The sequence below is a fragment of the Micromonospora sp. DT229 genome (assembly GCF_049844505.1).
Classification (GTDB): domain Bacteria; phylum Actinomycetota; class Actinomycetes; order Mycobacteriales; family Micromonosporaceae; genus Micromonospora.
In genome coordinates, this window is the sequence record NZ_JBNCLD010000004.1 from 352,103 (window position 1) to 368,482 (window position 16,380).

Here is a 16,380-nt window from a genome sequence, read left to right on the forward strand (position 1 = left end):
CGCTGACGCCGGTGCAGGTCGGTCCCCGACGTAACATTGCCACCATGTCAGCTCCCGTCAGCACCGTCAACGACGCTGTTCAGGCCGCCCTGGCCACCGTCAACGACCCGGAGATCCGCCGGCCGATCACCGAACTCGGCATGGTCCGCTCCGCCGAGGTCGGCGAGGACGGTGTGGTCCGGGTCGAGTTGCTGCTCACCGTGGCCGGCTGCCCGTTGAAGGACAAGCTGCGCTCGGACATCACCGCCGCGGTCAGCGCGGTGAGCGGAATCACCGGGGTCGAGATCGAATTCGGTGTGATGAGCCCCGAGCAGCGCCAGGAACTCCAGGCCAAGCTGCGCGGCGGTGGCGCCACCGAGGAGCCCGTCATCCCCTTCGCCCAGCCGGGCTCCCGCACCCGGGTGTACGCGGTGGCCAGCGGCAAGGGCGGGGTGGGAAAGTCCAGCGTGACGGTGAACCTGGCCGCCGCGCTGGCCGCCCGGGGCCTGTCGGTCGGGGTGGTCGACGCGGACATCTACGGACACTCCGTGCCACGGATGCTCGGCGCGGATGGCCGTCCCACCCGGGTCGAAGACATGATCATGCCGCCGCAGGCGCATGGGGTGAAGGTCATCTCGATCGGCATGTTCACCTCCGGCAACGCCGCCGTGGTCTGGCGCGGGCCGATGCTGCACCGGGCGTTGCAGCAGTTCCTCGCCGACGTCTACTGGGGCGACCTCGACGTTCTGCTGCTGGACCTGCCCCCGGGCACCGGTGACGTGGCCATCTCCCTGGCCCAGTTGCTGCCCAACGCGGAGATCCTGGTGGTCACCACCCCCCAGGCCGCCGCCGCCGAGGTGGCCGAGCGGGCCGGTGCCATCGCGCTCCAGACCCACCAGCGAGTGGTCGGGGTGATCGAGAACATGTCCTGGCTGGAGCTGCCGGACGGCTCCCGGATGGAGATCTTCGGAGCGGGCGGCGGCCAGACGGTGGCCGACTCGCTGACCCAGACCATCGGGGCCCAGGTGCCGCTGCTGGGCCAGGTGCCACTGGACACCCGGGTACGGGAGGCCGGCGACGAGGGGAACCCCATCGTGCTGGCCGAGCCGGAGTCCCCGGCGGCCAAGGCCCTGAACCAGGTCGCCGACCGGCTGGCCCTGCGCCGCGAGTCCCTGCTCGGCAAGCCCCTGGGCCTCAAGCCCTCCGGTCGCTGACCCGCACCCCTGACTAACCACAGACCGCCGGCCACCTCTGAGGTGGCCGGCGGTCTGGCGTAGCGGGCAGGGAGGGCGGGTGCTCAGGTGACCTCGTCGTAGCCTGCGGTACGCGGCGCCGGGGCGGGAGCGACCGGGGTGGGGTCGGGGGTCCGGGGATCCGCCGCGGTGGCGACGTTCTTGATGTCCTTCTGCACCTTCGTGACATCCGTCCGCAGATCGTCGTACATGCCCTGGAGGGGCTTGCGGATCGCCTGCTCGTCCTCCTCGCTGAGCAGGTGCTTGCGGATGAACGCCTTCGGGTGCAGGTCCTCCAGTTGGATGTCGGTGCCGAGTTCCTTGCTCAGGTCGGTGGTCGCGTTGCGGGCCATGGTGCGCAGATTGCGCACCATGCGAAGCCCGTCGCCGATCACCGCCGGCAGCCGGTCACCGAAGATCAGCAGCGCCAGCAACAGCAGCGCGCCGACCTCCCACACGTTCAGGTTCTCGAACACCCCTGGGGCCTCCTCACCGGGCTACCCAGCAAGACTACGCACGTCAGCGGCCTGCCAGAAGGGGGGACGAGGTCACTTCGCATCGGCGGCCAAGGTCACCGAAGTGTTCTGTCGGCTGGAGCCTCGGCGATACTCGACAGTCACCACCGAACCGGGCGCGTACTTGCGGACCAGGGCGATCAGGTCGGTCGGCTCGGTCATCGGCTTGCCGTTGAGTCGCAGGATCACGTCGCCGGCCCGCAGCCCCGCACCGGCGGCCGGACCGGAGGGCTCCACCACGGCCAGGCGTACCCCGGCGCCGCCGGTGTTCGACCCGGGCCCACCCACCTGGGCACCGATCACCGTACGACGGGCCTTGCCGGTGCCGATGATCTCCTGGGTGATCCGCTTTGCCTGGTTGATGGGGATGGCGAAGGCCAGCCCGATGTTGCCGGCCTCCTGCCCCTCCGACACCAGGGACTTGATTGTGGAGTTGACCCCGATCACCCGCCCGGCCGCGTCGACCAGCGGACCGCCGGAGTTGCCGTGGTTGACGGCCGCGTCGGTCTGGATGGCGGCGTAGTAGCGGGTCGGCCCGCCGGGCTCACCGGCCTGCATCGTCCGGTCCAGGGCGCTGACGATGCCCGCGGTCACCGTGTTGGCCAGGGACAGCGGCGAACCGATGGCCAGCACCGGGTCGCCGACCGCGAGCGCGTCGGAGTCACCGAACTCCACCGGACGCAGCCCGCTGCGAGTGACTTTGATCACCGCGATGTCGGACTCCTCGTCCTGCCCCACCACGGTCGCCGGGGCGGTACTGCCGTCGTTGAAGATCACGGAGGCCTTGCCGGTGCCACCGGCCACCACATGGTCGTTGGTGATCACATGCCCGTCGGCGCTGACGATGAACCCGGAACCCTCGCTGGTGCCGCCGATCCCCGCCATCCGGACGGTGACCACGCTGGGCAGGACCCGCTCGGCGACCCCGGCCAGGGACTCCGGGGGGCGCTGGGCCAGGGTCGGCACCGATCCCGCCGCGGCGCCGAGGACCGGCCCGGCCGCACCGCCGCGCACCGCGAAGGCGTAACCGAGGGCACCGCCCAGGGTGCCCGCCAGCAACGCGGTGATCAGGGAAATCAGCAGCATCTGGCGGAGTTTCGGAGACCCGGGGGCGTCCGGGTCGGTGACCGGTTCCGGCTCGGTTCCCGGGACCGGCGCGGCCGGCACCACCACTGCGGTCGGAGCGTACGGGTCCCGCCACGGGTCAGCCAGCGCATCGGACCACCACGGCGAGGCGACCGGCCCAACGCCGTACGGCGATGTCGTCGGTGAACCTCCCGGCGGGTGTCCAGGCCCCGGCTGTCCCGCCGGTACGCCGCTTGCCCCGGGCTGGCGCCAGTCCCAGCCGTCGGTCACTCGGTGCCTCCCAGTCCGTCCCCCGGTATCCACGATCCGCGATGGACGCCGTCGGACGCGCGGTCGACGGGATACCGCTTCCAGGATTGCACGGATGTGCCGGGTGGGGTCAGCGGTTGTCGCCTCGGGTGGGTGCCCGGCTGCGCCCGTGGCGGGTCACCTCTAGAGTCACAGTGCCCGGCCACCCCTCATTCCCCGCTCGCTGCCCGGAGGTGTCCCATCGCCACGGTCGCTGGTTCCGGCAGTTCGGTGAACCCGGCGTTGCACTTCGCCGAGTCGTACGTGCCGGAGGACCTCGTGCTGCGGACCGCGCGCAGCCTGGCCAACGAGGTCGGCCTCGACGCGGTCACCCCCGGGGCAGGTGCCGCCCTGCGCCTGCTGGCCGCCGCCGGCAACGCCCGTGCGGTGGTCGAGATCGGCACCGGCACCGGGGTCAGCGGGGTGTGGCTGTTGCGGGGCATGCAGGCCAACGGGGTGCTCACCACCATCGACCTGGAGGTGGAGCACCAGCGCATCGCCCGACGCATCTTCACCGAGGCGGGCTTCGTCGCCGGCCGGACCCGGATCATCACCGGCCGGGCCCGGGAGGTCCTGCCCCGGCTCGCGGACGGCGCGTACGACCTGGTCTTCTTCGACGCGGACGCCACCGGCTTCTCGGCCTGTGTGGACGCCGCCCTGCGGCTGCTGCGGCCCGGCGGGGTGCTGGTGCTCAACGGTGCCCTGGCCGGCGGCCGGATCGGTGATCCGGCCGCCCGCGACGCGGAGACCGTGACGGTGCGTGAGACCGTCAAGGCCATCCGCGAGTCGGAGCACTGGATTCCGACCTTGTTGCCGGTCGGGCACGGCCTGCTGGCCGCGGTCCGCTGCTGAGCCCGGCCTCAGCGCCGGGCACCGCCTTCAGGACAGGGTGGCCAGCCACCGCAGCAGGCCACGTACTCCCCAACCGGTCGCACCCCGGGTCAGCTCCGCGTCGTCCCGCTCGCACCAGGAGGGGGCCGACATGTCGATGTGCAGCCACTTCTCGCGCAGGTCGCCGGTGAACTCGCGCAGGTAGAGGGCGGCCAGCACGGAACCGGCGCCCTGGGTCGGTGCGCTGTGCAGGTCGGCCAGTTCGCTGCCGAGGTGCTCGACGTAGTCGGCCGGCAGCGGCATCCGCCAGGCGGCCTCGCCGGCTGCGGCCACGGCGGCCAGCATGTCCTCGGCCAGTTGGTCGTTGTCGCTGTACAGGGCACCGGTACGCATACCCAGGGCGACGGCGTTCGCCCCGGTCAGGGTGGCCAGGTCGATCAGCAGGTCGGGCTTGAGTTCGGCGACGGCGTACGCCAGGGCGTCGGCGAGCACCAGCCGCCCTTCGGCGTCGGAGTTCGTCGTCTCGCTGGTCAGCCCGCCGTAGTGCCGGACGATGTCGCCGGGCCGGAAGGCGGCACCGCTGACCATGTTCTCGGCCAACGGGGCCAGGGTGGTGATCCGTACGGGCAGCCGCAGGGCCGCCGCCCCGAGGGTCGCCGCCATGACGGCCGCCGCTCCGGCCATGTCCTTGCGCATCAGCTTCATGGCCGGCACCGGCTTGATCGAGATGCCGCCGGTGTCGAAGGTGATGCCCTTGCCGATCAGGACCACATGGGTACTGGCCTCGGCCGGCTGCCAGGACAGCTCGACCAGTCGGGGGCCACTGGCCGAGCCCCCACCGACGGCGAGGATCCCGCCGAAGCCCTCGGCGGCCAACTCCTCGGGCTCGCGTACCCGCAGCCGCAGTCCGGGTCGATCGGCGGCGGCCTCGGCCACCTGGCCGGCGAACCACTGCGGGTTCTTCATCGACGAGGGGGCGTTGGTGAGGTCCCTGGCCAGCCGGGTCATCTCGGCCGTGGTGCGCGCCACCTCCACCGCCTGCTGGTATGCCTCCGGCTCGGCGACCGCCAGATCCACCCCGGTCAGGGCGGGTGGCTCGGTGTCGGCGCCCAGCCGGTACCGGTACGAGCCCAGGAGCAGCCCCTCGACCAGGCCACGGAGCGCTTCCGCTGTCGCATCGACCGGCAGCATTACTGTGAGATAGGTCTCATTCTTGCCGGCGCGGGCCAGGGCCGCTCCCGCAGACCGCCACCCCGCCTCGTCGCCCTCCCCGATGCCGACCAGCAGTAGGCGGGAAGGAGTCGAGCCAGGTCGCAGCTGCCGGTGGGCCTCACCGGCCCGTCCGGTCAGCCCGGTCATCGAAGCCAGCGCGGTGGCCTCGTCGGCGACCCCGTGGGGTAACGCCACCGCGGTCGGGACCGGTTCGGCCGAGGCGGTGTCGGTGGTACCGGGTCGAAGGGGCAGCGCTACGGCGTCGAGCTGGTCCGGCTCGGCGATCAGACGAATGGCGAGCACGCGGAGCCGTACCTCCTGAAGACGATGTGGGCCTAATCGCCCACATAATGGGATGAAGGCCCTGAGCCATCGGACGAGCCGATGGCTCAGGGCCTGGGCGCGACCACCGAAGTCGCACCCAAGACGAACCGTCCGCAGCAGCGATCGTCGCCGACCACCCGCCAGCTCAGCCGGCAGCCGCCTTCAGCGCGTCACCGAGCGCCGTCGCCTCGTCGGGAGTCATCTCGACGACGAGCCGGCCACCGCCCTCCAGCGGGACCCGCATGACGATGCCCCGGCCCTCCTTGGTGACTTCCAGCGGACCGTCGCCCGTCCGCGGCTTCATCGCCGCCATGTTGTCTCCCCTCAGACCTACATCAGGGTCGGTGGGTTGCCCCACAGCCACTTCGCCACGACCACCCGCAACTTGCACGGGGGGTCGACCAACGATTTTCCCTGATGAACACCGCCGGACCCAAACCGAAGCAGCATTGATGTAACAGCATCTAGCTTATCCCGAGACGGCCTGTCACAATGTGCGGTCATGCAGGCACGGTCGGCACTATTCGACCTGTACGGCGACCACCTTCGGCCCCGGGGTGGCCGGGCACCGGTTGCTGCCCTGGTCAAGCTCCTGGCGCCGCTCGGGATCGCCCCACCGGCCGTGCGGACCGCGGTGTCCCGCATGGTGCGACAAGGCTGGCTCGAACCGGTCAAACTGCTGTCCGGTCCCGGATATTCGATCACATCCAAGGCGGCGCGCCGACTCGACGAGGCCGCCTCCCGGATCTACCGCACCGGTCGGGTCACCTGGGACGGCCGGTTCGATCTTCTGGTGCTCGACGCACCCTCCGCCCGACGGGACCGCCAGCGCCTGGCCGCCAACCTGCGCTACCTCGGCTACGGCACCCTGGACGAGCAGATCTGGGTGGCCACCCGGCCCGGCGAGGATGTCGACCTGATGCTGGACGAGGCGGGGGTGAGCTTCGAGCGGTTCAGCGCCGCGCACGCCGCCGGCACCCCCGGGGCGATGGGCCTGGTGCGCCGGGCCTGGGACCTGGCCGAGATCGGCCGGGCCTACGAGCAGTTCGTCGCCGAGCAACGCACCCTGCTGACCGGGATCACCGCGCGCAGCGGCGACGAGGAGGCGTACGCGGCGCGATTCCGGTTGGTGCACGCGTGGCGTACCTTCCTCTTCCGGGACCCGCAGCTGCCCCCGGCGCTGCTGCCCGAACGTTGGCCCGGCACCGCCGCGGCCAGCTTCTTCGACCGCCACGCGGCCCGGCTCCGGCCGGCCGCGGACCGGTACGTCGAGCAGTGCCTCGACAGTGGTAACCGGATGATCCGACAGAAGGAACGCCAGCCGTGACCGAAGCGCTGCTCGTCGACCGCACCGACGCCGTCGTCACCCTCACCCTGAACCGCCCGTCCGCGATGAACTCGCTGAACGTGGAGCTCAAGGAGGCGCTGCGGGACACCCTGGCCGAGCTGGAGGCCGACCGGAGTTGCCGGGCGGTGGTGCTGGCCGGGGCCGGGAAGTCCTTCTGCGCGGGGCAGGATCTGCGCGAGCACGTGGCCACCCTGGAATCGGGCAGCACCAACTCCCTGGACACCGTCCAGGTGCACTACAACCCGATCGCCGCCCGGCTGTCCAGCATGCCCAAGCCGGTGGTGGCCGCCGTCCGGGGGATGGCCGCCGGGGCCGGTGCCTCCCTGGCGTTCCTGGCCGACATCCGCGTCGGGGGGCCCTCGACCAGCTTCCTGATGGCCTTCGCCAAGGTGGGGCTCGCCGCCGACACCGGCGCCTCGTGGACCCTGCCCCGGCTGGTCGGCCACGCCAAGGCCGTCGAGCTGCTGATGCTCGCCGAGCCGGTACGCGCCGAGGAGGCCTGCCGACTCGGCCTGCTCACCCGGATGGTGGAGGACGACGAGGGGGTGCTGGCGGCCGCCCAGGAACTCGCCGCCCGACTCGCCGCCGGCCCGACCGTGGCCTACGGCGCGATCAAGCGTCAGCTCTCCGTCGCCGACGCCGGCACCCTGGCCGACGCCCTGGCGGCCGAGGCCCAGGCACAGGCGATCTGCGGCGGCACCGCCGACCACCGGGCGGCCACCATGGCCTTCGTCAACAAGCAACCGGCGGTCTTCGAGGGCCGCTGAGCCTCAGTCGTCCTCTTCCGGGTCCTGGTTGGCCTCGGCGCCGAGCACGAAGGCCTGCATGGCCAGCTCGTCACCGTAGGGGGAGACGAAGGCGGGCAGTTCCTGGGGGCCGAGTTCCTGCACGTACGCCCAGAACAACCGGACCGCCTCGGCCCGGGAGTCGGCCTCGATCGGCAGGTCCAGGCTGACCAGCCAGGACTGCCGCTGCGGTGGCGGGCCCAACCGGTCGACCAGGTCCCGGAAGGCCCCGGGGTCCAGGGCGGTCACCGGGCCGCCGAGGGCCAGGGTGTCGGCCGGCACCGGGTCGTCGAAGGCCCGTCGGGTGTACGTCACCACCAGGGTCTGCGGCCCCGGGTCGGACTGCGGGTCGTCCGGATCCTCCGTGGGCCGGACGGTCGGGGTGGCCACCCGGCCCACCGCCACCAGTCGCAGCGGCTCGTCGGCCAGCACCGCGACCTGGTCACCGGGGCTCGGCAGGGCGGCGACCTCGGCCAGCCCGGTCAGCTCCAGCGTGTCATGGTGCACGAGCCGCTCGGCGTCGTACCGGCCGGCGGGCAGCAGCACGGCCCAGGTGCCCGTACCGTCCGTCGGGTTCACCCCGGCCACCCGGGGTGCGGTGTCGGTCGTCATGCCTCTATCCCATCACGGGTGAACCGGCCGGCACGACGTGACAGCCCGCGAGGTGATCGTCGACCATCCCGGTGGCCTGCATCAGCGCGTAGGCCGTGGTCGGGCCGACGAATCGGAAACCCCGCCGCTTGAGCGCCTTGGCCATCGCGGTGGAGGCCTCGGTCAGGGCCGGCACCTCGGCGAAGCCGGCGGGCCGGGGGCGGGGCGGGGGCGCGAAGGACCAGAGCAACTCGGACAGGCCCTCGGGCAACTCGAGGGCGGCCCGGGCGTTCGCGATCGCCGCCTCGATCTTGGCGCGGTTACGGACGATCCCGGCGTCGGCCAGCAGCCGGTCCACCTCGGCCTCGCCGTACTCGGCGACCGCGCTGATCCGGAAGTCGTCGAAGGCCCGCCGGAAGGCCGGCCGCTTGCGCAGAATGGTCAGCCAGGACAGCCCGGACTGGAAGGCCTCCAAGGTCATCCGCTCGTAGAGGGCGTCGTCGCCGCGTACCGAGCGACCCCACTCCTCGTCGTGGTAGAAGGCGTAGTCAGTCGTACCCGCGCCCCAGGCGCAGCGGGATAATCCATCGGCCCCGATCACCAGGTCAGTCACCCCACCAGGCTAGGCCCGCCCACCGACAGAGCGCCGCCCCGGTCGGCTCCCGGGGTGATCGGCTCCCGACCTGCCGGGCGCGATCAGGGCAGACGGCCCTGCTCGACCTGCCGGGCCAGCCGCCGTAGTGCCTTGCTCAGACCGAACTTGGAACCCGGCCAGAGCACCGGCCAGGCCACCCGGCCGGCCGGCCCGCCCGGCAGGTGGAACCACTCGTGCCAGACCACCTGGCTGCGTCCGCTGGCCAACTGGGTGCAGCGCAGCACCCCCGGGCCGCGCAGCAGGGTGCCGCAGTGCACCACCCCGATCTCGTACGGCGCGTCCACCCGGACCACCCGCATCCGGTCCCGCAGTACCGCCGGGCCCAGGGTGGTGACCGCCTCCACCAGGCTGCCCTCGCCACCGTCGCCCTCGACCACCCGCACGGTGGTGAAGGGAATCCACTCGGACTGCCGTTCCCAGGCGAGCAGGGCCGCGAAGACCCGCTCGGCCGGGGCGTTGACGATGACGCTGGCGGTCACCTCACCGGCGCCCCGCTGGGCCGCCGCACGAAGCTCGTCCGGCGCACCGGGGTCGGTCATGGCGACTCCGCACGCACCACGGACGCCCGCGGCTCCCCCTGCGCGACCTCGTCGTCCGCCTTCACGACCTCGTCGTCCGCCTTCACGACCTCGTCGTCCGCTTTCGCCGCCGGGTCGGTCGACCCGGCATCGAGCTTGCCCAGGTCGATCTCGACCGCCTCGGTCTTCTCGGCGGTGTCGCCTTCCTTCGCCGCCTCGGTGTCCGGGGCCGGGCCACGGGCCAGGCTGGCGGACTGCTCACGGGCAGTACGCAGGGCGTCGGCCTCGGCCGTCCGTCCCTCCCGCAACGCGGTCACCTCGGCCTCCAGCACCCCGATCAACTCGGTCTTATAGCCGATGTCGTAGGCCGCCCGGCGCATCGCCTGGTCGACCTGGGCCATCCGGTACCCACGCAGGGCGGTGTCGAAGCGCGCCTCGCCGACGTCGGACTCGCGCAATGGTCGGTCACCCGGCAAGGGCACCGCCCGCCCGTCCGCCTCGGCGGGCACCAGACCGGGATCCCGGCCGGTGGCCACAAGCGTCACGCCGAACACCACCGCCGCGACGGTGACCGCCACGACCAGCAGGAGCAGAAGCTGATCCATGCACTGATCGTGGCATGTTCCGCGGTGCGGAGCGACCCCACTCGGCGCGCCGGACCGCAGCGGCCCCGCGACCTGCGACCGGATAGCGTCACGGTGTCCGGCAAACGGCCAGCCGGGCGGCGTACGGCGTGAAGGAGGCGGCGTGTCCGGGGTGCTGCGACTCGGTGGACGCACGTTCGACCCCGACGAGCTGGTGGTGATGGCGATCGTCAACCGCACCCCGGACTCGTTCTTCGACCGGGGCGCGACCTTCGCCGCCGACAGCGCCCTACGAGCCGTGGAGCGGGCCGTGGCCGAGGGCGCGGAGATCGTCGACATCGGCGGGGTGAAGGCCGGCCCCGGTGCCGAGGTCGACGTCGCCGAGGAGATCCGCCGTACCGTCGACACCATCGCCGCCGTCCGGGCCGCCTTCCCCGACCTGGTGATCTCGATCGACACCTGGCGGGCCGAGGTGGCGGTGGAGGCGGTGGCGGCCGGGGCGGACCTGCTCAACGACACCTGGTCGGGGGCGGATCCCGCGCTGGCCCAGGTGGCCGCCCGCACCGGCGCCGGCCTGGTCTGCTCGCACGCCGGAGGGTTGAGCCCGCGTACCCGCCCGCACCGGGCCGCCTTCGCCGACGTGGTGGCCGACGTGGTGACGACCGTCACCGGGCTCGCCGAACGGGCGGTATCCCTGGGAGTACGCCCCGACGGGATCCTCATCGACCCGGCGCACGACTTCGGCAAGAACACCCGACACTCGCTGGAGATCACCCGACGCCTCGGCGAGCTGGCCGACACCGGCTGGCCCCTACTGGTGGCCCTGTCGAACAAGGACTTCGTCGGCGAGACGCTGGACCTGCCGGTGGCCGAGCGGCTGGAGGGCACCCTGGCCGCCACCGCGGTCTCCGCCTGGCTGGGTGCCCGGGTCTTCCGCGCCCACCAGGTGCTACAGACCCGCCGGGTGCTGGACATGGTCGCCAGCATCAAGGGCAGCCGCCCACCCGCGCTGAGTCGACGAGGGCTCGCCTGAACCGGATCAGGTCCAGTGCAGGATTCGGCGCCGCCAGGCGTAGAACAGGCCCAGGGCGAGCACGGCCACGAAGATCGCCATCTCCACGACGGTGACCAACCCGAAGTCCGGACGATCGAAGATCAACGCCCACGGGAAGAGGAAGACCGCCTCGACGGCGAACAGCACGTACAGGTAGGCGTAGACGTAGTAGCGGATCTGCATCTGCGCCCAGTCCCCGCCGACCGGGTCGACCCCGCTCTCGTAACTGGCCCGCTTTCCGGGCGGATCGGCTGGTCGAGCGGGCCGCAGCACCCGGTTCGCCGAGAAGGCAACGACAAAGAACAGGACGCTGACGAGCAGCAGCAGCCCGAGCGTCGCGTACGAGCCCAGATAGCCGGTCACAGGAGGTCAGCCTACCGGCCGCCGGTCCGGCCCACGACCGACGGCGCGGCGGTGATCTGGATTACCCAGAGGCCGCGAAACGGCGCAACACGCCGCATAAACCCGCACAATCCAGTCCCAGTCGACGGACCTCCGGCAAAGGTGCGAGGCCGATTCGACGTAGGCTCTCGGGTGAGGACGACGCGCCGCACCGCGGCGCGCAGCGAAGCGAGGTGCGGGCGTGACCAAGCAGATCCGCCAACTGGACCGGGTGGTCATTCGATTCGCCGGCGACTCCGGCGACGGTATGCAGCTCACCGGTGACCGGTTCACCTCGGAGACAGCCCAGTTGGGCAACGACATCTCCACCCTGCCCAACTTCCCGGCCGAGATCCGGGCCCCCGCCGGCACCCTGCCGGGCGTGTCGAGCTTCCAGGTGCACTTCGCCGACTACGACATCCTGACCCCGGGCGACGCACCGAACGTACTGGTGGCGATGAATCCGGCGGCGCTGAAGGCGAACCTCGCCGACCTGCCCCGGGGTGCGGACATCATCGTCAACACCGACGAGTTCACCAAGCGCAACCTGGCCAAGGTCGGGTACGCCAGCAGCCCGCTGGACGACGACACGCTCGACGGATACGCCGTGCACCCGGTGGCGCTGACCTCGATGACCATCGGCGCCCTGGCCGACCTCGACGTGTCGAAAAAGGACGCCGAGCGGGCCAAGAACATGTTCGCCCTGGGCCTGCTGAGCTGGATGTACTCGCGGCCGTACGCCTCGACCCTGCGGTTCCTGGAGCGCAAGTTCGCCAAGCGGCCGGAACTGGTGGCGGCGAACGTGGCCGCCTTCAAGGCCGGCTGGAACTTCGGCGAGACCACGGAGGACTTCGCCGTCCGGTACGAGGTCAAGCCCGCCAAGATGCCCCCGGGCACCTACCGCAACATCACCGGTAACGCGGCCCTGTCGCTGGGCATCGTGGCCGCCGGGGTCCGCTCCGGTCTGCCGGTCTTCCTCGGGGCGTACCCGATCACCCCGGCCTCGGACATCCTGCACGAGCTGAGCAAGCACAAGCGGCTGGGCGTCACCACCATGCAGGCCGAGGACGAGATCGCCGCAGTCGGCGCCGCGCTGGGGGCCTCGTACGGTGGCGCCCTGGGCGTGACCACGACCAGCGGCCCCGGGGTGGCCCTCAAGAGCGAGACCATCTCGCTGGCGGTGGCCCTGGAGCTGCCGCTGCTCATCGTCGATGTGCAGCGCGCCGGCCCGTCCACCGGCATGCCGACCAAGACCGAGCAGGCCGACCTGAACATCGCGCTGTTCGGCCGGCACGGTGAGGCCCCGGTGGCGGTGATCGCCCCGAAGTCGCCCTCCGACTGCTTCTACGCGGCACTGGAGGCGGCCCGGATCGCGTTGACGTACCGCACTCCGGTGATCCTGCTGTCGGACAACTACGTCGCCAACGGTTCCGAGCCGTGGCTGCTGCCGGACGTGGAGTCCCTGCCCGACCTGCGGGTCGAGTTCGCCAGCGCGCCCAACGGCGAGGACGGCACGACCTTCCTGCCGTACCTGCGTGATCCGCAGACCCTGGCCCGGCCGTGGGCCATCCCGGGCACCCCCGGCCTGGAGCACCGCATCGGCGGGCTGGAGAAGGCCGACAAGACCGGCGACATCTCCTACGACCCGGCCAACCACGACTTCATGGTGCGTACCCGGGCCGCCCGGATCGAGGCCATCCCGGTGCCGGACGTCGAGGTGGAGGATCCCGACGGCGACGCCCGGGTGCTGGTACTCGGCTGGGGTTCCACGTACGGCCCGATCGGCGCCGCCTGCCGGGCCCTGCGTCAGCGCGGCCTGCCGGTCGCGCAGGCACACCTGCGACACCTGGCGCCGATGCCGGCGAACCTGGGCTCGGTGCTGCGCTCCTACGACCGGGTGGTCATCCCCGAGATGAACCTCGGCCAGTTGGCCCAGGTGATCCGGGCCCGCTACCTGGTCGACGCGATCGGCTACAACCAGGTCCGCGGCCTGCCGTTCACCGCCGCCGAGCTGGAGACGATGCTGGAAGAGGTCCTGAAGAATGTCTGAGCCCGTCGCCCTGAAGCTCACCGCCAAGGACTTCAAGTCCGACCAGGAGGTGCGCTGGTGCCCCGGTTGCGGTGACTACGCCATCCTGGCGGCCGTCCAGCAGTTCATGCCGGAGCTGAACATCCCCCGGGAGAACACCGTCTTCGTCTCGGGCATCGGCTGCTCGTCGCGGTTCCCGTACTACATGAACACCTACGGGATGCACTCGATCCACGGCCGGGCCCCGGCGATCGCCACCGGCCTGTCGGTCTCCCGTCCGGACCTGTCGGTATGGGTGGTGACCGGTGACGGTGACGCCCTCTCCATCGGCGGCAACCACCTGATCCACGCCCTGCGCCGCAACGTCAACCTGAAGATCCTGCTGTTCAACAACCGGATCTACGGCCTGACCAAGGGGCAGTACAGCCCGACCTCCGAGGTCGGCAAGATCACCAAGTCGACCCCGGTCGGCTCGGCGGACGCGCCCTTCAACCCGATCTCGCTGGCGCTGGGCGCGGAGGCCACCTTCGTCGGCCGCACCATCGACTCCGACCGCAAGCATCTCCAGTCGGTGCTGCGGGCCGCCGCCGAGCACGAGGGCTCGGCCTTCGTGGAGATCTACCAGAACTGCAACATCTTCAACGACGGGGCCTTCGACCAGCTCAAGGATCCGGGCATCCGGGACGACCACCTGATCCGCCTGGAGCACGGCCAGCCGATCACCTTCGGCAAGGACGGGCAGTTCTGCGTCGTACACCCCCCGGGTGGTTTCGGGCTGGAGGTCCGGGAGACCGCCGGCACCCCCACCGAGGAGATCGTCGTGCACGACGCGGGGGTGGCCGATCCGGCGTACGCCTTCGCGCTCTCCCGGCTGCCCGGATTCGACCTGCGCAACACCCCCATCGGGGTGTTCCGCTCGGTGTCCCGGCCCTCCTACGACAGTGTGGTGCAGGCTCAGGTGGCCGAGGCCAAGGCCACGGCCACCGAGACCCCGGAGCAGCAGCTGGCCGGCCTGCTGGGCAGCGGCGACACCTGGACCATCGTCGGCTGAGGACGATATGTGGCAGGGGCGGGCCGGAACCGGTCCGCCCCTGCGCTGCCAGAGCGACCGGTTCAGGGCAGGGTGTGGGCCGTGGGCCGGTCGTCGCGTACGTAGACCAGCATGTCGCCGGTCTCTACGACCGCGCCCGCCTGGTCCGCCAGGGTGACCACCTTGCCCCGCCGGACCAGCGCGATCACCAGCGAGTCCAGCTCCCGCGGATTGCGGCCCACCTCCTGCCGCTCGGCCGAGCGCATGGCCAGCGCCATGCCCTGGCCGGGGGTCAGCAGGTCCTCCACCACGTCGATCAGAGGTGGCGCGGAGGTGGACAGGCCGAGCAGCCGACCGGCGGTGGCCGAGGAGACGATCACATGATGGGCGCCGCTCTGCTTGAGCAGGGGGGCGTTCTCGGCCTCCCTGGCGGCGGCGATGATCCGTACCTGACCGGCGGTCAGCTGGCGTACGGTCAACGCCACCAGCACGGAGGCGTCGTCGCTGTCCGTCGCGATGATCACCGCTTTGGCGGTCCGCACATGGGCCTGGTTGAGCACCGAGGAACGGGTGGCCGAGCCCTCGATGGCGACCAACCCGTTCGAGGTGGCCTGGCGCAGCGCCGACCCGTTGCGTTCCACCACGACGATCCGGGACTTGTCCAGCCCGTTCTCCTGTAGTGCGGAGATCGCGCTGCGCCCCTTCGTGCCGTAGCCGCAGATGATGACGTGGTCCTTCAATTTCCTCTCCCACCGGTGCAGACGGCGCCCGGTCCGGTACTGCTCGGTCAGCACCTCCAGGGTGGTGCCGACCAGGATGATCAGGAACAACACCCGGGCCGGGGTGATGAGCAGGACGTTCACCAGCCGAGCGGCCTGGGTGGCCGGCACGATGTCGCCGTAGCCGGTGGTCGACAACGAGACCACCGCGTAGTAGAAGCAGTCCAGCAGGGTCAGGCCGTCGCCGTTGATGTCGCGGTACTGGTCCCGTTCGAGATAGACCACCGCGACCACGAGGAGCACCAGCCCGACGGCGGCGGCCAACCGTAGGCTCAGCGCGCTCAGCGGGCCCCGCCGCTGCGCGGGAAAATGGATCACCGGGGGACCTGCCCCGCCTCCGTCGCCTGCACGCCCACAACATAGCCCTTGGCCGGCGATCCGCACGCCGAGGTGCCCGAGCAGGTACGCGGCAGGCGGCGGGGCTGATCCGGCAGGCGGCGGGACGACATCAGGGCCGCCGGCCGGGCATGATGAACGGGTCAGCGCAGGACCGGCGAGAGTGAGGCCCGCATGTCGTTGCTGCGACGGGTGATCGGGGCGGTCCTGCGCCGGGAACGCCAACGCCAGGGCCTGACCCTCCGCGAGGTGGCCCGGGCCGCCGGGGTCTCCGTGCCCTACCTGTCCGAGGTGGAACGGGGGCGCAAGGAGGCCTCCTCCGAGGTGCTGGCGGCCGTCTGCCGCGCCCTCGGCCTCTACCTCTCCGACCTTCTGGAAGCGGTCCGGGACGACCTTCGCCGGGTCGAGCGCAGGGCGTCCTCCGCCGCCCCGGGCACGGTCGGGTTCGGCGGCCACCTGCCGGGCACCCGGCCGGCCGGCTCTGTGTTGCCGTCCACCCGGCCCGCCTCCGGCGGCACCCCGCACCCGATCGCCCGACTCGGCGCCGACCCCACCCTGCGCCAGGTGGGTGGACTCGGCTACGACCCCACCCTGCGGCAGGTGGGTTGGCTCGGGGCCGGCTGGTCCGGCGACGCGGTCAGCGGGAGCAGCATGTTCCTCAGCGGAGGTCTGCGGATCATCGTGTTCGCCGACCGTTCCGAGGCCTCCGGCTTCGACGACCAGCTCATCCGGGGTGCCCTGCGCCGCCCGGCAACGGTCACCAGGCCCAGGGGCAGGGCACTGGGCCGGGCCCGTCGGCGGCGGTCCGCCGCCCTGGCGGCCC

General features: G+C 71.6%; 17 protein-coding genes and 1 pseudogene. 8 read left to right on the top strand and 10 right to left on the bottom strand.

Annotated elements, in window-relative coordinates; translation table 11 throughout:
- The first annotated feature begins 44 nt into the window (after window positions 1-44).
- Window positions 45-1,193, top strand: a complete 1,149-nt coding sequence (locus ACLQ2T_RS09100; protein ID WP_425765538.1) for an Mrp/NBP35 family ATP-binding protein — start codon at window positions 45-47, stop codon at window positions 1,191-1,193.
- 83 nt (window positions 1,194-1,276) lie between these two features.
- On the opposite strand, the gene ACLQ2T_RS09105 is transcribed toward ACLQ2T_RS09100, so the two are convergent.
- A complete protein-coding gene (locus ACLQ2T_RS09105) occupies window positions 1,277-1,687 on the bottom strand; it encodes a preprotein translocase subunit TatB (protein WP_425765539.1) in 411 nt (136 codons plus the stop codon).
- A gap of 72 nt (window positions 1,688-1,759) precedes the next feature.
- Entirely contained in the window at window positions 1,760-3,082 is a 1,323-nt protein-coding gene (locus ACLQ2T_RS09110; protein WP_425765540.1) for a S1C family serine protease, read from the bottom strand.
- A 282-nt stretch (window positions 3,083-3,364) separates the two neighbouring features.
- Between ACLQ2T_RS09110 and ACLQ2T_RS09115 the strand changes: the two genes are divergently transcribed.
- A complete protein-coding gene (locus ACLQ2T_RS09115) occupies window positions 3,365-3,952 on the top strand; it encodes an O-methyltransferase (protein ID WP_425765602.1) in 588 nt (195 codons plus the stop codon).
- 27 nt (window positions 3,953-3,979) lie between these two features.
- Here ACLQ2T_RS09115 and ACLQ2T_RS09120 read toward each other — a convergent pair whose 3' ends face one another.
- Both ACLQ2T_RS09120 and ACLQ2T_RS09125 read right to left on the bottom strand, forming a co-directional pair.
- Window positions 3,980-5,446: a leucyl aminopeptidase family protein gene (locus ACLQ2T_RS09120; protein ID WP_425765541.1), complete on the bottom strand. Its 1,467-nt coding sequence runs from the start codon at window positions 5,444-5,446 to the stop codon at window positions 3,980-3,982.
- A gap of 166 nt (window positions 5,447-5,612) precedes the next feature.
- The gene (locus tag ACLQ2T_RS09125; RefSeq protein WP_013283866.1) at window positions 5,613-5,780 is read right to left on the bottom strand and encodes a DUF3117 domain-containing protein; all 168 of its coding nucleotides are present in this window, start codon (window positions 5,778-5,780) and stop codon (window positions 5,613-5,615) included.
- A gap of 189 nt (window positions 5,781-5,969) precedes the next feature.
- Here ACLQ2T_RS09125 and ACLQ2T_RS09130 point away from each other — a divergent pair, with 189 nt between their 5' ends.
- Both ACLQ2T_RS09130 and ACLQ2T_RS09135 read left to right on the top strand, forming a co-directional pair.
- Window positions 5,970-6,794 carry a PaaX family transcriptional regulator C-terminal domain-containing protein gene (locus ACLQ2T_RS09130; protein ID WP_425765542.1) on the top strand — a complete coding sequence of 275 codons (825 nt, stop codon included), beginning with the start codon at window positions 5,970-5,972 and terminating at the stop codon, window positions 6,792-6,794.
- On the top strand, window positions 6,791-7,582 hold the full coding sequence (locus tag ACLQ2T_RS09135) for an enoyl-CoA hydratase-related protein (RefSeq protein WP_425765543.1): 792 nt from the start codon (window positions 6,791-6,793) through the stop codon (window positions 7,580-7,582). Before ACLQ2T_RS09130 ends, ACLQ2T_RS09135 begins: the two co-directional genes overlap by 4 nt.
- Before the next feature lie 3 nt (window positions 7,583-7,585).
- Here ACLQ2T_RS09135 and ACLQ2T_RS09140 read toward each other — a convergent pair whose 3' ends face one another.
- The 4 genes from ACLQ2T_RS09140 to ACLQ2T_RS09155 all read right to left on the bottom strand — a co-directional run bounded on the left by ACLQ2T_RS09140 (window position 7,586) and on the right by ACLQ2T_RS09155 (window position 9,969).
- A complete protein-coding gene (locus ACLQ2T_RS09140; RefSeq protein WP_425765544.1) occupies window positions 7,586-8,212 on the bottom strand; it encodes a hypothetical protein in 627 nt (208 codons plus the stop codon).
- A 4-nt stretch (window positions 8,213-8,216) separates the two neighbouring features.
- Window positions 8,217-8,804: a DNA-3-methyladenine glycosylase I gene (locus tag ACLQ2T_RS09145; RefSeq protein ID WP_425765545.1), complete on the bottom strand. Its 588-nt coding sequence runs from the start codon at window positions 8,802-8,804 to the stop codon at window positions 8,217-8,219.
- Between the two features lie 83 nt (window positions 8,805-8,887).
- Window positions 8,888-9,385 (bottom strand): SRPBCC family protein, encoded by a 498-nt coding sequence (locus ACLQ2T_RS09150; RefSeq protein WP_425765546.1) that lies wholly within the window; start codon window positions 9,383-9,385, stop codon window positions 8,888-8,890.
- Window positions 9,382-9,969, bottom strand: coding sequence for a DivIVA domain-containing protein (locus tag ACLQ2T_RS09155; RefSeq protein ID WP_425765547.1), 588 nt, complete (start codon window positions 9,967-9,969; stop codon window positions 9,382-9,384). The genes ACLQ2T_RS09150 and ACLQ2T_RS09155 overlap by 4 nt, the downstream gene beginning before the upstream one ends.
- Before the next feature lie 142 nt (window positions 9,970-10,111).
- Between ACLQ2T_RS09155 and folP the strand changes: the two genes are divergently transcribed.
- Window positions 10,112-10,981, top strand: coding sequence for a dihydropteroate synthase (folP, locus tag ACLQ2T_RS09160; RefSeq protein WP_425765548.1), 870 nt, complete (start codon window positions 10,112-10,114; stop codon window positions 10,979-10,981).
- Window positions 10,982-10,987: 6 nt separating this feature from the next.
- On the opposite strand, the gene ndhC is transcribed toward folP, so the two are convergent.
- A complete protein-coding gene (ndhC, locus tag ACLQ2T_RS09165) occupies window positions 10,988-11,365 on the bottom strand; it encodes an NADH-quinone oxidoreductase subunit A (RefSeq protein ID WP_425765549.1) in 378 nt (125 codons plus the stop codon).
- Window positions 11,366-11,585: 220 nt separating this feature from the next.
- On the opposite strand from ndhC, the gene ACLQ2T_RS09170 reads away from it, so the two are divergent.
- A complete protein-coding gene (locus ACLQ2T_RS09170; RefSeq protein WP_425765550.1) occupies window positions 11,586-13,433 on the top strand; it encodes a 2-oxoacid:acceptor oxidoreductase subunit alpha in 1,848 nt (615 codons plus the stop codon).
- On the top strand, window positions 13,426-14,463 hold the full coding sequence (locus ACLQ2T_RS09175; RefSeq protein WP_425765551.1) for a 2-oxoacid:ferredoxin oxidoreductase subunit beta: 1,038 nt from the start codon (window positions 13,426-13,428) through the stop codon (window positions 14,461-14,463). Before ACLQ2T_RS09170 ends, ACLQ2T_RS09175 begins: the two co-directional genes overlap by 8 nt.
- A 62-nt stretch (window positions 14,464-14,525) precedes the next feature.
- On the opposite strand, the gene ACLQ2T_RS09180 is transcribed toward ACLQ2T_RS09175, so the two are convergent.
- Window positions 14,526-15,539: a potassium channel family protein gene (locus ACLQ2T_RS09180; RefSeq protein WP_425765552.1), complete on the bottom strand. Its 1,014-nt coding sequence runs from the start codon at window positions 15,537-15,539 to the stop codon at window positions 14,526-14,528.
- A gap of 192 nt (window positions 15,540-15,731) precedes the next feature.
- Between ACLQ2T_RS09180 and ACLQ2T_RS09185 the strand changes: the two are divergent.
- Window positions 15,732-15,968 (top strand): annotated as a pseudogene (locus ACLQ2T_RS09185) (helix-turn-helix domain-containing protein); the annotation flags it as partial.
- Between the last annotated feature and the right edge of the window lie 412 nt (window positions 15,969-16,380).